The 14022-nt window shown below is 59.3% G+C and carries 12 protein-coding genes, 3 tRNA genes and 1 pseudogene; 3 read left to right on the top strand and 13 right to left on the bottom strand.

Translation table 11 applies throughout. The features are described 5' to 3' along the window. Positions 1-567: pseudogene (locus tag VFN25_RS12805) on the top strand (TonB-dependent receptor); the annotation flags it as partial. 315 nt (positions 568-882) lie between these two features. On the opposite strand, the gene VFN25_RS12800 reads toward VFN25_RS12805, so the two are convergent. The 11 genes from VFN25_RS12800 to uvrB form a co-directional block, all read right to left on the bottom strand. Beyond that, positions 883-959 (bottom strand) — tRNA-Pro (locus tag VFN25_RS12800). Positions 960-1034: 75 nt separating this feature from the next. Next, positions 1035-1391 carry a MerR family transcriptional regulator gene (locus VFN25_RS12795; RefSeq protein WP_325142497.1) on the bottom strand — a complete coding sequence of 119 codons (357 nt, stop codon included), beginning with the start codon at positions 1389-1391 and terminating at the stop codon, positions 1035-1037. Next, entirely contained in the window at positions 1372-1671 is a 300-nt protein-coding gene (gene ihfA / locus VFN25_RS12790) for an integration host factor subunit alpha (RefSeq protein ID WP_325142495.1), read from the bottom strand. Before ihfA ends, VFN25_RS12795 begins: the two co-directional genes overlap by 20 nt. A gap of 1 nt (position 1672) precedes the next feature. Then, entirely contained in the window at positions 1673-4051 is a 2379-nt protein-coding gene (gene pheT, locus VFN25_RS12785; protein ID WP_325142493.1) for a phenylalanine--tRNA ligase subunit beta, read from the bottom strand. A gap of 151 nt (positions 4052-4202) precedes the next feature. Further along, the gene (gene pheS, locus VFN25_RS12780; protein ID WP_325142491.1) at positions 4203-5201 is read right to left on the bottom strand and encodes a phenylalanine--tRNA ligase subunit alpha; all 999 of its coding nucleotides are present in this window, start codon (positions 5199-5201) and stop codon (positions 4203-4205) included. Between the two features lie 107 nt (positions 5202-5308). Further along, positions 5309-5668, bottom strand: coding sequence for a 50S ribosomal protein L20 (gene rplT, locus VFN25_RS12775; protein WP_325142489.1), 360 nt, complete (start codon positions 5666-5668; stop codon positions 5309-5311). 13 nt (positions 5669-5681) lie between these two features. Continuing rightward, positions 5682-5879: a 50S ribosomal protein L35 gene (gene rpmI, locus VFN25_RS12770; RefSeq protein ID WP_325142487.1), complete on the bottom strand. Its 198-nt coding sequence runs from the start codon at positions 5877-5879 to the stop codon at positions 5682-5684. A gap of 141 nt (positions 5880-6020) precedes the next feature. Then, on the bottom strand, positions 6021-6542 hold the full coding sequence (gene infC / locus VFN25_RS12765; RefSeq protein WP_325142501.1) for a translation initiation factor IF-3: 522 nt from the start codon (positions 6540-6542) through the stop codon (positions 6021-6023). 43 nt (positions 6543-6585) lie between these two features. After that, entirely contained in the window at positions 6586-8490 is a 1905-nt protein-coding gene (gene thrS, locus VFN25_RS12760) for a threonine--tRNA ligase (RefSeq protein ID WP_325142485.1), read from the bottom strand. A 241-nt stretch (positions 8491-8731) separates the two neighbouring features. Beyond that, a tRNA-Val gene (locus VFN25_RS12755) sits at positions 8732-8806 on the bottom strand. 301 nt (positions 8807-9107) lie between these two features. Next, entirely contained in the window at positions 9108-11144 is a 2037-nt protein-coding gene (gene uvrB, locus VFN25_RS12750) for an excinuclease ABC subunit UvrB (protein WP_325142482.1), read from the bottom strand. A 361-nt stretch (positions 11145-11505) separates the two neighbouring features. Here uvrB and VFN25_RS12745 point away from each other — a divergent pair, with 361 nt between their 5' ends. Together VFN25_RS12745 and VFN25_RS12740 are read left to right on the top strand one after the other, a co-directional pair. Further along, positions 11506-12063, top strand: a complete 558-nt coding sequence (locus VFN25_RS12745; RefSeq protein WP_325142478.1) for a GspH/FimT family pseudopilin — start codon at positions 11506-11508, stop codon at positions 12061-12063. 53 nt (positions 12064-12116) lie between these two features. Continuing rightward, positions 12117-12193 (top strand) — tRNA-Asn (locus VFN25_RS12740). Positions 12194-12274: 81 nt separating this feature from the next. On the opposite strand, the gene folE2 is transcribed toward VFN25_RS12740, so the two are convergent. Together folE2 and VFN25_RS12730 are read right to left on the bottom strand one after the other, a co-directional pair. Further along, positions 12275-13228: a GTP cyclohydrolase FolE2 gene (folE2, locus tag VFN25_RS12735; RefSeq protein ID WP_414648952.1), complete on the bottom strand. Its 954-nt coding sequence runs from the start codon at positions 13226-13228 to the stop codon at positions 12275-12277. Positions 13229-13382: 154 nt separating this feature from the next. Continuing rightward, the coding region (locus VFN25_RS12730) for a hypothetical protein (protein ID WP_325142476.1) at positions 13383-14022 on the bottom strand (640 nt) is incomplete at its 5' end.

Raw genomic sequence — 14022 nt, 5'->3', positions numbered from 1 at the left:
GGAGGTCGCAATGCCGGCTACCGCGAAACGGAAGGTTACGACTTTGATGTGAGCTACCGATTCGATCTGGAAAACTGGGGAGCCTTCACCACGCAATGGAACACGACCTACACGGTTCGTGACGAGAACCTTTCCACCAATGCGCCGGGCATTCCGAACCAGAACACCAGCTTCGCCGGATCTTTCCGTATCCGCTCCAACCTCAATCTGGGTTGGGAGCTTGGTGATTTCGGTGCCAGCTGGACCATCCGCTACTACTCGGCGATGAAGGAAAGCTGCCTCAGTGCCGCAGCGTTCCCGGAAGAGTGTAGCGACCCTGATTACCGCTATCCGAACATCGATGGAGAATCCATCGCCGCTCCGCTCAACGTGACGGGCGCAACGGCATTCAACGATGTTCAGTTCCGCTGGACCGCACCGTGGAAGGCGACGATCTCGGTCGGTGCCAACAACGTGTTCGGGAGAGAGGGACCCGTGATGTATACGCAGCCTAACGCCAACGTCTCCTACTACGGCGGTTTCGATATCGGCCGCTTCTACTACGCCCGTTACACACAACGTTTCTAAACTCTCCAACGATCTGATCGTTGTTAGCCACGGCCTCCAAGGATGCCGTGGCTTTTTTTGTCCGAAATGCAGGCACAACATCCGCCCAGAGCACACGATTCTCCTGCAAAGTGGATGAATGGACATAATAAACCCGCAGACGCCACGGCAAGGTCAGACCATTGCCACGTCCTGGCTTGATAGATGCTTCGGTGATGGTAGGCGACCGACAGTCCCGGTCACTTCTCCGGCAACATGCGAATCCGGAAAACCCCGACAGGCACGCGCGCCTCAGGGTGAGGCAACGTCCAACGATCGGGACATCTCAAGTCGAATTGGTCGGGGCGGCGGGATTCGAACCCACGACCCCCTGCCCCCCAGGCAGGTGCGCTACCAGGCTGCGCTACGCCCCGACGAAACGGACTTGAAATTGGATATTGCGAGGGGCGCGAATTGTATCAGGCTTGTCCCGAGTACACCCGCGAAAATCAACGACGCAGGATCTGCAGGACTTCCTCCAGCTCCATGCGCAATTGTTTGACGATCTGCCCGGTCATGCTGACTTCCATGCGTGCCTCAGGCCCCTCAAGGCGTTGCCGCGCACCGGTGATCGTGAAGCCCTGATCGTAAAGAAGCGAACGGATCTGCCGAATCATGAGTACGTCATGACGTTGATAGTAGCGTCGGTTGCCGCGCCGCTTGACTGGTTTGAGGTTCGGGAACTCCTGTTCCCAATAGCGAAGCACGTGCGGCTTGACACCACAAAGTTCGCTGACTTCGCCTATCGCGAAATAGCGCTTTGCCGGTATCGCCGGTAGCTCGCTGTTACTCCCCTGATCCAGCATAAGCCTCTACTCGAACCTTCAGCTTTTGCCCTGGCCGGAACGTCACCACACGCCGCGCTGAGATCGGAATCTCCTCGCCGGTTTTCGGGTTGCGTCCGGGGCGCTCATTTTTCATGCGCAAATCAAAATTGCCGAAACCGGACAACTTGACCTGCTCCCCTTTTTCCAACGCATCACGTACGGATTCGAAGAACGCATCAACGAATTCCTTGGCTTCACGTTTGTTCAAACCAACGTCTATGAACAGACGCTCTGCCATTTCAGCCTTCGTAAGCGCCATCCTACCCCCGCAACTTTGCCTTGTAACCAGCCGCCAGAGCGGAGACCGCCAGATCAACGCATTCATCTGCGTCCTGATCCGTTAGGGTGCGTGAACCATCCTGCAAAATCAAGCCCATAGCGAGACTTTTGACTCCAATTCCGAGATGTGGCCCCGTATATCGATCAAACAGGACCAGATCGACCAGCTTTTCACCCACTGCGCGACGGATCGTCGCATCGATTTCCGCAAAGGAGACGCCCTCGGCGATCACAATCGCAATATCGCGCCGTACCGACGGAAAACGCGAGAGCTTGCCAGCGCTGGGAACGGCACGACTGGTGGTTGCTGCGGTTTCCAGCTCGAAGACATAGACATCGGCATCCAGATCGAGCGCTTTCTGCAACCTTGGGTTGAGGGCGCCTGCGTGGCCGACCGCGGTGGCGCCGCGGAAAATGATCGCCGATCGACCCGGATGCAACCACGAAGGGCCGCCAGCTTCAAACCGAAATTCCGCAGCTGCCGCTCCGAGCAGGCACAGCAATGATTCGAGATCACCCTTCAGATCGTAGAAATCCATCGGCCGACTCGATTCGCCCCATTGCTCGGCGCAGGCATCTCCGATGGCAACCGCGGCGATTCGCTCGATCTCGACCGGGCCATTTTCAGCCGCGTGGTAACTGCGTCCACTCTCAAACAGGCGCACCCTCGATTGTTGGCGCTTTCGGTTTGCGTCGAGCGCGGATACAAGTCCGGGCAACAAACTCGTGCGCATGACGGCCAGTTCAGCCGACAGCGGATTGGCCAGAGCAATCGCCGATTCTTCGAGACCCCAGGTCTTGAGCAGATCGGCGGCGACAAAGGCATAACTGATTGCCTCCGCGTAATCTCGTGCCGCAAGTTGCTGGCGCAGCGCGGCGAGCGCGACGCGATCTTCCGGGATGGCTGCAGGCGTGATCTCGCCACGCGGCGCCTGTGCCGGGATCCGCTCATAGCCGTGGATTCGTGCAACCTCCTCGATCAGATCTTCCTCGATGGCAAGATCAAAACGGGATGCCGGCGGAACTGCCGTCCAGCCTTCGCTGCCGGTTGACACCTGCATTCCAAGTGATTCGAGAATTCGCGCAACATCCGTGTCAGCGATTTTGATGCCAAGGATGCGTTGGAGACGCACACGACGCAGATTCACCGCCGGGCGAAGTGGAAGCTGTGCGGCGGAAAGATTTTCGACCAGCGGCCCGGCAGATCCGCCGACGATTTCGAGCAACAACTCCGTTGCGCGCTCGATTGCTTGTTCCGGCAGCTCGGCATCGACTCCACGCTCGAAACGGTGCGAGGCGTCAGTGTGCAATCCAAGTCGGCGTGCGCGGCCGCTGATCGTGGCGGGCGCGAAATGAGCGGCTTCCAGGAATACATCAACCGTGCTGTCGCTGACCCGCGTTTCGTAGCCACCCATGATGCCGGCCAGACCGATCGCTTTGATATTGTCGGCAATGACCAGATAGCCGTCGTCGAGATCCACAAGGCGCTCGTCAAGCAATTTGAGCTTCTCTCCCTTGCGCGCGCGACGCACGATGACAGGTGCATTCAACGCCGCGGCATCATAGGCGTGCATCGGCTGGCCGGTTTCGATCATGACGTAGGCGGTGACATCGACCAGTGCGTTGATCGGGCGGATACCAGCGCGACGCAGACGCTCCTTGAGCCATGCCGGAGACGCTGCTTTCGCATTGACACCACGCAGCAAACGTCCGCAGAAACGCGGACAATCCGCTGTCGCCTCGACGCGCACTTCGATCGTGCCGTCATGGCTCGCTTCCTGCTTTTCAACGGTTGGCAAGTGCGCGACAACCCCGAAGTTTGCTGCCACTTCACGGGCTATGCCGTGCATGCCGAGGCAGTCCGATCGATTCGGCGTCAGGCCAATTTCGATCACCGCATCGGGCAAGCCCAAGGCTTCGGCCAGCGACTTGCCGACCACGGAATCGACAGGCAACTCGAGCAGGCCGTCGGCATCGGCACCCAGGCCGAGCTCGCGTCCCGAGCAGAGCATGCCGTTCGATTCGATGCCACGCAGTTTCGCCGGCTTGATCGTGATCGAACCGACTCTGGTTCCAACCGTCGCCAGCGGAGCTTTCAAACCTACCCGAGCATTCGGCGCACCACAGACAATCTGCAGAGGCTCGCCTTGCCCGACATCGACCTTGCAGACCTTGAGCTTGTCCGCGTCAGGATGCTTGTCGGTGGCAATGATTTCCGCAACCAATACGCCATCGAGTGCATCGCCGAGTACCGCGATGTCCTCAACTTCGAGACCTGCCATCGTCAAACGATGCGCGAGCTCTTTGCGCCCAACCGGGATCTCGACAAGCTCACGCAACCAGTTTTCGCTAACTTTCATTCAGGGGCCGGGAGTGGGGAGTAGGAAATAGGGAGTAGGTAGAGCGCATTACGTGGAAATGGGAAAATTCGAAATGGGTTGGTCACCTGAAAGCCATCAGCGAAACGAAAAACCGGCTTTCCAACTCCCCACTCCTCCCCACTCCCCGCTTCTAAGCAAACTGCCGCAAAAAGCGCAGGTCATTGTCGAAAAAAGCACGCAGATCGTCGGCGCCGTAGCGCAGCATGGCGAAACGGTCGACGCCGAGGCCGAAAGCGAAACCGCTGTAGCGTTCGGGATCGATGCCGCAATTTTTCAGGACATTTGGATGAACCATGCCGCAGCCGAGGACTTCGAGCCATTTGGTCTCGCCGTTTTCGCTGCTCCAGCCGATATCCATTTCGGCCGACGGCTCGGTAAACGGAAAGAAACTCGGGCGCAGGCGCATCTCGAAATCGCGCTCGAAGAACGAGCGAACGAAAGCCGCCAGGGTGCCCTTGAGGTCGGCGAAGTTCGAGGTCTCATCGATCAGCAAGCCCTCAACCTGGTGGAACATCGGTGAATGAGTCTGATCAGAGTCACTGCGATAGACCTTGCCCGGGGCGATGATGCGGATCGGTGGTTTGCGCCCGGACATGCCGCGAATCTGTACTGGCGAGGTATGCGTGCGCAGCAGACGACCGTCCGGGAACCAGAAGGTATCGTGCATCGTCCGCGCGGGGTGATCGGGGGCGAAGTTCAAGGCCTCGAAATTGTGCCAGTCATCCTCGATTTCGGGTCCGTCGAGGCGGTCGTAGCCAAGGCGCGCGAAGATGTCGCAAATGCGCTCCATGGCGCGCGTCACCGGGTGCAGGTTGGCGCGCTCTGAACGACGACCCGGCAAACTGACGTCGATGCGTTCATTCGCCATGCGTGCGTCGAAAGCCGCCTCATCGAGCACGGCGCGGCGCGCAGAGATTGCATCAAGTACGACATTTTTGGCGATGTTGATGCTCTCGCCAGCCGCCTTGCGCTCGTCTGCCGGCAACTTGCCAAGCTGCTTGAGTTGCTCGGTGATGAAACCGGACTTGCCGACCACGGCAACGCGTTCGGCATCGAGCGCGTCCAGCGTTGAGGCGGCGCCAATGGCCGCCAGCGCGGCATCGATTCGGGCTTGCAAGGGTTGCGTCATCACGGGAATCCGTTGCTGTACTCGCAAATGAAATGGGGAGCGAAGCCGTAGCCCGCTCCCCATTCATCAAACACCAGGGCCGGCGCCAACAGGCACCGACGCAAAGATCACGCAGCCAGGGCGGTCTTGGCTTTCTCTGCCAGGGCTGCAAACGCGGCGATATCGTGGATGGCGAGGTCAGCGAGGACCTTGCGATCGACGTTGATGTTGGCTTTCTTGAGGCCATTCATCAGGCGGCTGTAGCTCAGGCCGTACATGCGGGCGCCGGCATTGATGCGGACGATCCACAGTGAACGGAACTGACGCTTGCGCTGCTTGCGGCCGATATAAGCGTACTGCAGGGACTTGATGACGGCTTGCTTGGCAACGCGATAGACCTTGCGGCGAGCGTTGTAGTAGCCCTTCGCGCGGGTCAGGATCTTCTTGTGCCTACGGTGGGCGGTGACGCCACGTTTTACTCGTGCCATGGGTCAGTCCTCCTTACAAGTAGGGCAGCATGCGGGCGACGCGGCCGGCATCTTCGGCACGCACGTGATTCGTGCTGCGGAGATTGCGCTTACGCTTGGTCGATTTCTTGGTCAGGATGTGGCTTCTGAATGCGTGACCGCATTTGAACTTGCCTGACGCCGTTTTGCGGAACCGCTTGGCAGCGGCCCGGTTGGTTTTCATCTTGGGCATGGGCCCAACTCCTTTTCAGTTTTTCGTTACTGGCCCGAGCGACGGCGGCTGCCGTTCTTTCCTTCCTGCTCGATCCGGTTTGTATGACCCGGGGCTCCGGGTCGCTCCTCATTCACCGGCAGAACATTCCGCCGATAAAAATCACTTGTTCTTCTTTGGTGCGATCATCATGACCATCAAGCGCCCTTCCATGCGCGGGTATTGCTCGATCACCGCTTCTTCGGCGATATCCGCGGCGATCTTCTTGACCATCTTGTCGCCAAGCTCCTGATGCGCCATTTCGCGCCCGCGGAAGCGGATCGTGATCTTGACCTTGTCGCCCTCTTCGAGAAAGCGGCGCAGGTTGCGCAGCTTGATCGTGTAGTCGCCAACATCGGTGGTCGGGCGGAATTTGAGTTCCTTGATCTCGACCTGTTTCTGCTTCTTTTTTGCCGCATGCGCTTTTTTCTGCGCATCGAACTTGTACTTGCCAAAATCCATGATCCGGCAAACCGGTGGATTGGCGGTTGGCTGGATCTCGACCAGATCCAGACCCAACTCCTGAGCCATGCTCAAGGCTTCGTCGCGCGTGAGAACACCTACTTGTTCACCATCAGCGCCGATGACACGAACCTGTGGAACCCGGATTTCAAGATTCCTGCGGTTTGCTTTTTCAGTTGCGATACGAAATTACTCCTGGCGATTTCTACAGTCGAATCAAGGACTTTCAGTCGGCCTGCGATTCGGATTTGAGGCGCTCGGCGAATTCACTGATCGTGAAAGTGCCGAGGTCTTCCCCTGAACGCGCACGCACAGCAACAGCCCCCGCCTCCTTTTCGCGGTCACCAACGACCAGCAGATAGGGAACCTTGTTAAGCGTGTGTTCGCGGATTTTATATCCGATCTTCTCGTTGCGCAAATCCGCCTCTACCCTGAACCCTTGCGCGACAAGGGTTTGCATGGCTTCGGCAGCGAAATCACCCTGCGCATCCGTGATATTCATGACGACTGCCTGCACCGGAGCCAGCCAGACCGGGAATTGGCCGGCATGGTGCTCGATCAGGATACCGATGAAACGCTCCATCGAACCGACGATGGCGCGATGCAGCATGACCGGCGTATGCCGTGCTGAATCCTCGCCCACGTATTCGGCGCCGAGGCGTCCCGGCATCGAGAAATCCACCTGCATGGTGCCAACCTGCCAGGCCCGGCCCAGCGAATCACGCATGTGGTATTCGATCTTCGGGCCGTAAAACGCACCCTCACCGGGCAATTCCTGCCATTCGACGCCCGATGCCCGCAGCGCCGCGCGCAAGGTTTCTTCGGACTTGTCCCAGACTTCATCCGATCCAATACGCGCATCCGGACGCAAGGCAAGCTTGAGAGCAATGTCCTCGAAGCCGAAATGCGCGTAGACCTGCATGGCCTGGCGATGGAAAGCCACGACCTCACCCTCGATCTGCTCTTCGGTACAAAAGATATGGCCGTCATCCTGGACGAAGCCGCGTACGCGCATGAGGCCGTGCAGGGCTCCAGAAGGCTCGTTGCGCGTGCACGAACCGAACTCGCCGTAGCGGATCGGCAACTCGCGATAGCTGTGCAGGCCATGGTTGTAGACCAGCACGTGGCCAGGGCAATTCATCGGCTTGAGCGCGTAGTCGCGATTTTCCGATGAGGTGATGAACATGTTGTCGCGATAGTTTTGCCAATGCCCGGTCTTCTCCCACAGGCTCTTGTCGAGAATCTGCGGACACTTGATCTCGTCGTAGCCGGAGTCGCGATAGACCTGGCGCATGTACTGCTCGACGATCTGCCAGATCTGCCAGCCCTTCGGATGCCAGAACACCAGACCGGGCGCTTCCTCCTGGAAATGAAACAGATCGAGCTGCTTGGCCAACTTGCGGTGGTCGCGTTTCTCGGCCTCTTCGATGCGCAGGATATAGGCGGCGAGCTGCTTCTTGTCGGCCCAGGCGGTGCCGTAAACGCGCTGCAACTGCTCGTTCTTGGCATCGCCACGCCAGTACGCGCCGGAAATGCGGGTCAGCTTGAAAACCTTGAGAAAACGCGTGTTCGGCACATGCGGACCACGGCACATGTCGAGGTAATCCTGATGATAGTAAAGGCCCATGGCCTTCTCATCGGGCATGTCCTCGATCAGGCGCAGCTTGTAGTCCTCACCACGCTTCTTGAACTCGGCAATGACTTCGTCACGCGGCGTGATCTTCTTGATCACGTCGTATTCGGTATCGATCAGCTCAATCATGCGCTGCTCGATTGCCGCCAGATCTTCCGGCGTAAACGGGCGCTCGAACCAGATGTCGTAGTAGAAACCCTCTTCGATGACCGGGCCAATGACCATTTTCGCAGTCGGAAACAACTGCTTGACCGCATGACCGACCAGATGCGCGCAGGAGTGGCGAATGATCTCGACGCCCTCCTCGTCCTTCGGCGTGATGATCTGCAGCGTGGCATCGTGATCGATGCGATCACTGGCATCGACCAGCTTGCCATCGACCTTGCCGGCGACAGTAGCCTTGGCCAGACCCGCGCCAATCGAGGCAGCGACCTCCTGGACGCTGACCGCGCTTTCGAATTGACGGACGCTGCCGTCCGGAAGGGTGATGTTGATCATGATTCTGGTCTCCTGAAACACATAAAGGCGCCGAAGCGCCTTTATGTTCTCTGCATTGCTTCGCGTCGGTTCAATCAGTGGGCAAAGGTTCGCGTCATGGTGATCGTGTTCGTTTGAACTACGCTTCCTGTTGAGGTGAGATTGCAACTTCTGACGTGTGCGAAACAGTCTTGCATTTGACAGCGAAAAATTCGGTCACTCTTTTCGCTTCGGCGGACGATCCATCGTTGCCGACTTCGGTTGGTGGGCGCGACAGGGATCGAACCTGTGACCCCTACCATGTCAAGGTAGTGCTCTACCGCTGAGCTACGCGCCCCTTGAATGCGGGGGCGCGCAGACTAACCGAGTCTGCGGCGGTGCACAAGTCGGGATGACACGATTTGTTGATTTTCGTCTTTCCATGAAGCATTTCTTGCGCCCAAAGGATCTCGCGCTTGGTCCCGACCGGGAATCGAGAGTAGGGAGTGGGGAATAGGTCACGCGTCGCTCAACTAGCGGAGAAGCCAGTTTTAAGCCCTTTCGGTCATCAGCAAAAATCGAAAATCGTTGCGCTCAACGTCAAACCGCAATATCACTGCTTCTACCGATTCCCCACTCCCTATTCCCCACTCCCGGCTCTACCCCAACAACCCCTGCTCGCGCAGCCGATGAATCTGGTCGCGTACGCGGGCGGCCTCTTCGAATTCGAGATCCTGGGCGTGCTTGTACATCTGTGCCTCGAGTTTCTTCATGCGCTGGGCGATCTGCTCGGGGGACAACATGCGGTATTCGGCGGACTCTTCGGCAATTTGGCGCTCGGCAGCGGAAACCTTGCCCCAGCGATCACGCTTGCCACCACGGGCCGATTCCGCGCGCGCCCCTTCCATGATGTCGGTGATCTTCTTGCTGACCCCTTTCGGGGTGATGCCGTGTTCGAGGTTGTACTCGACCTGCTTGGCCCGGCGTCGATCGGTTTCATCGATGGCGATCTTCATCGAGCGGGTGATCTTGTCGGCGTACAGGATCGCCTTGCCACGCAAGTTGCGCGCGGCGCGGCCGATGGTCTGGATCAGCGAGCCCGATGAGCGCAGGAAGCCTTCCTTGTCGGCATCGAGGATCGCGACCAGCGACACCTCGGGCATGTCGAGGCCTTCGCGCAACAGGTTGATGCCGACCAGCACATCGAATTCACCCAGACGCAGATCACGCAGGATCTCCACGCGCTCGACCGTTTCAATATCCGAATGCAGGTAGCGCACGCGAATGCCGTGCTCGCCAAGGTATTCGGTCAGGTTCTCGGCCATGCGCTTGGTCAGCGTCGTCACCAGCACGCGATCACCCATGGCGATGCGCGCATTGGCCTCGGACAGCAGATCATCGACCTGGGTACGTACCGGGCGGATCTCGACCTCGGGATCAATCAGGCCGGTCGGCCGCACCACGAGCTCGACCACGCTGCCCGCTGATTTCTCCAGCTCGTACGCGCTCGGTGTCGCCGAGACAAAGATGCTGCGCGGTGCGCGCGCCTCCCATTCGTCGAATCGCAAGGGCCGGTTGTCCAGCGCCGAAGGCAAACGAAAGCCGAACTCGACCAGATTCTCCTTGCGCGAGCGATCACCCTTGTACATGCCGCCCAGTTGCGGAACCGTGACATGTGATTCGTCGACGACAAGCAAGGCGTCGGCGGGCAGATAGTCGAACAGGGTCGGTGGCGGATCACCAGGCGTGGCGCCGGTCAGATGCCGTGAATAGTTCTCGATGCCCTGGCAATAGCCGATTTCAGCCATCATTTCGATGTCGAACTGGGTGCGCTGCTGCAAGCGCTGCGCTTCGAGCAACTTGTTCGCCGCATAAAGTTGCTCCAGGCGTTCCTTGAGTTCGACCTTGATCGTCTCGACCGCATTGAGCACCGCCGCACGCGTGGTGGCGTAATGCGTCTTCGGATACACCGTGTAGCGCGGCACCTTGCGCAGCACTTCGCCGGTCAGCGGATCGAAGATCGCCAGATTTTCCACATCACCATCGAACAACTCGATGCGCAAGGCCTCGGTTTCCGATTCGGCCGGAAACACGTCGATGACCTCGCCGCGTACGCGATAGCTGCCGCGGCGCAGTTCCATGTCGTTGCGCGTGTATTGCAGTTCGGTCAGATGGCGGATCAGCTTGCGCTGGTCGGTGTGTTCGCCACGCGCGAGGATCAGGCGCATCTGCAGATAGTCCTCGGGCTTGCCGAGGCCGTAGATCGCCGAGACGGTGGCGACGATCAAGGCATCCGGGCGCGACAGCAGGGTCTTGGTCGCCGACAGGCGCATCTGCTCGATGTGATCATTGATCGAAGCATCCTTTTCGATATACGTATCCGACGAAGCCACATAGGCCTCGGGTTGGTAGTAATCGTAGTAGCTGACGAAATACTCGACCGCATTGTGCGGAAAGAACTCCTTGAACTCGCCATACAGCTGCGCGGCCAGTGTCTTGTTCGGCGCCATGATCAATGTCGGTCGTTGCACCTGCTGGATCACGTTGGCGATCGTGTAGGTCTTGCCTGAGCCGGTCACGCCGAGCAGGGTCTGATGGGCCAGACCCGATTCAAATCCTGCAACCAGGCGCTCGATCGCTTGCGGTTGATCACCGGCGGGCTTGTACGGGGCTTCGAGCTGGAATCGGTCTGACATGGGAGTGGGGAGTGGGGAGTGGGGAGTGGGAAATTGGAAAAGCGAAACGCAGTTTCGCCGCAAACCTTCAGGAGCGCCTTCAGGCGCCCCGCAAAAGGGACTTCCGCTGGTCGCGATGCTCCTGGCCAATCCGTCGATATCGCTCGCCCGTGAACGGGCTTCTTCAGAATCCGGCTAGCGGTGAGCACTCTACAGCCACCCGACATCATGTGACGCCCCGCCCGCGTCGATTCAAGCTATCGCACACCCATTCCTACGCCAGCAATCGACATTTTCCTACAAGGCCACACCGCGATCGACCATCGTCGATGCAGGCCACCCTGCCTAGCATGAGCTCAACCAGTCCAGAACGGAGCGGACCATGCAAACGCAAAAATCGCGCTTGGCGGGTGTCACCTTGGTTGAGCTGATGATCGTCGTTTCGATCGGAGCCGTACTCACAACGATGGCGTTGCCGTCGTTCAGCAAACTGCTCCAGGCCAGTGCCTCGCGAGCCAGTCGAAGCGCCTTGTCCGTATCAATCAACCAGGCCCGCATTGGTGCCGCCATGCGCGGCCAACAAGTCATTGTCTGTCCGTCCAGCAACCAGACTGACTGCACCGACGATTCGCGCTGGCAACACGGCTGGATCGCCTTCATCGATAGCAATCGAGACAACGAACACGACAGCGATGAGGAAATCATCGGCGTCGCCCAGGCACAGAAATCAGGTATCGCGATCCTCAGCAGCAGCAGCCGACAACGAATCCGCTATCAGGCTGATGGCAGCGCAAGCGGAACCAATCTCACCTTGACTGTTTGCGACCGCCGCGGTCCGCCGGCGGCGAGAACACTGGTCGTCAGCAACTCCGGGCGCCTGCGTAGTGGCACACCATCCGCCGCGCAAGCCAGCGCCGCTTGCGCTGCAATCGACAGCTGAACGAGCAACAGGGCTTGACGATCCGGGCCAATGTCACGAAAATGCGCGGCTCCGCCCGAATAGCTCAGCTGGTTAGAGCACTTGACTGTTAATCAGGGGGTCGTTGGTTCGAGTCCAACTTCGGGCGCCAAATAATGAAGGGCCGCAAGCGATTGCGGCCCTTTTTCGTTTTCGGCGGGAATTACTCCGGATCGACGTTTCTTGCCGTTGGCTAACCGCGATCCTGCGCCGAATAGCCGCCTTCAATGCCCTTGCTGGCATAGGCCACGGCATCGTGCGGGTGCAGGCTTTCAAGATGAGCGGCGCGCAGCCAGAAATCGATGATGCGTTCGTCGCCATCGAGGGCGCGCTGCATGCGTCGCGCGGCATCTTCGCAGAACATCAGGTTCTGGCCATTGAGCAGGGCGAAGGCTTGCTCATCCTCGCGCTTGACTGCCGTTTGCACAGGCGTTTGCAATGCGTTCTCGACCACGTCGATCAGGTCGACGATCGGGAATTCGAAGCCGCCGGCGAGGCGCACGCGAACACGCGCGCTGCTGCGCTGGCTGTGCGGCGTGGCAAGAATGCCGGATTCGCTGCCCAGCCAGTCGAACACCGCGCCATGATCGAGAGGTTCGTCGCTTGCGAAGTCGGTGCTGAACTTCTCCTGGATCAGCTGTCGAGCGAGCGCTGCCGAGCACGGGCAGGTGCTCGAATAGAGGATTTCCGTTTCGAGCTCAACGTTGAATGCGCCATCTTCCATGGTTGCATTGATGACGACCGGGTAAGTCTTCCAGCCGCTGTTGTCGCTGGCCAGTGCCGCGCGCCGGACCATGTGATCGAAACGCACGCTGATGCGAGCACGATCGGACAGATCGGCATGTGAATCGAGAAAATCACGCAGCAGGCGCCGCAATGAACACGGTGTCAGCGGTTCGCTGGAAAGGTGCTTGTCGACGTGCAGGTACAACCTCGACATGTGGATGCCGCGCGCATCGGTACGCTTCAGGTTGACGTAGGCAGCAACGCGCGCCGGCGATTGCACGATATCGCCGTCATGATTGGCCAGGCGTACCGGCACGGCGATCTCGTCCATGCCAACCCAGTCGAGCTGGCCCGCATTGCCTGGATCCGCTTCAGTGGCGATATCGGGCATCGCGCGAACGCTATTCGGTGTCGTCATCATTGAGGCTTCCCGCTTCATGTCTGGATGGCAGCGGCCAAAACCGGCGCCGAACCGAGGATGTGGGGCGGGTCGAGCCGCCGATCAAGGGTGGACAGCTTAAGGCAACGCTGATCCAGTGGCACAATCGCCACTGGATCAGCGTTGCCTTGAAAGTTCAGCCGCTTGCGCGCATGCGGCGTGCCGCCTTCCAGCCTGCCCAGACACTGGAAGGTGGCAGCCGATCCAGATTCCGGGCACTTTCGGCCAGCACATCTTCGGCTTTGGCGGCGCGCCGGCAGCGTTTCAGATTGGCCTGCAGGCGAATGGCGGTCAGCGGCGAAAGTCCGCGTGTCTCGCTGGCACCGACGCGCGCGGCAAGGGCGAGAAAGTGTTCTCGCAGCACGGCATCACGCCGCGGTCCGGCTTGACCGATTTCGCTGCGCGAGAGCTGGTGGCGAGCGAGCAGATCCATGGAGATTGGCAGTCGATCCCGCGCCAGCATCTCGGCCAGGCGGACACTTTCATCGAAAACACAGGACAACGACGCAGCCGTCGCCGAGTTCTCGATATCGAGCACTGGATGCAGCGTAACCTCAATGTTGGCAAGCGCAGTCTGGAAATGCCGATTGGCGTCGAGCATGTCGCCAAGCGTTGAAAACGGCCCCGCTTCACGCTGGGCGAAGGCTGCCGGAATCAGCGCTTCCCAGGCATCTGCGCCGAGCTCGCAGATCGGCGCGTAGCCGAGCAGAACCTCGGTCAGCGGATGGCGCGCCCTGCCCGCAGCGAAACCTGACAGTTCCTCGGCCCACCAGTGC

Origin of the sequence: Dokdonella sp. (assembly GCF_035703485.1) — a bacterium.
In the GTDB taxonomy this organism is placed as follows: Bacteria; Pseudomonadota; Gammaproteobacteria; order Xanthomonadales; family Rhodanobacteraceae; genus Dokdonella.
The sequence above is the reverse complement of the archived record's forward strand: the minus strand, read 5'-3'. Positions and strand labels throughout refer to the sequence as shown.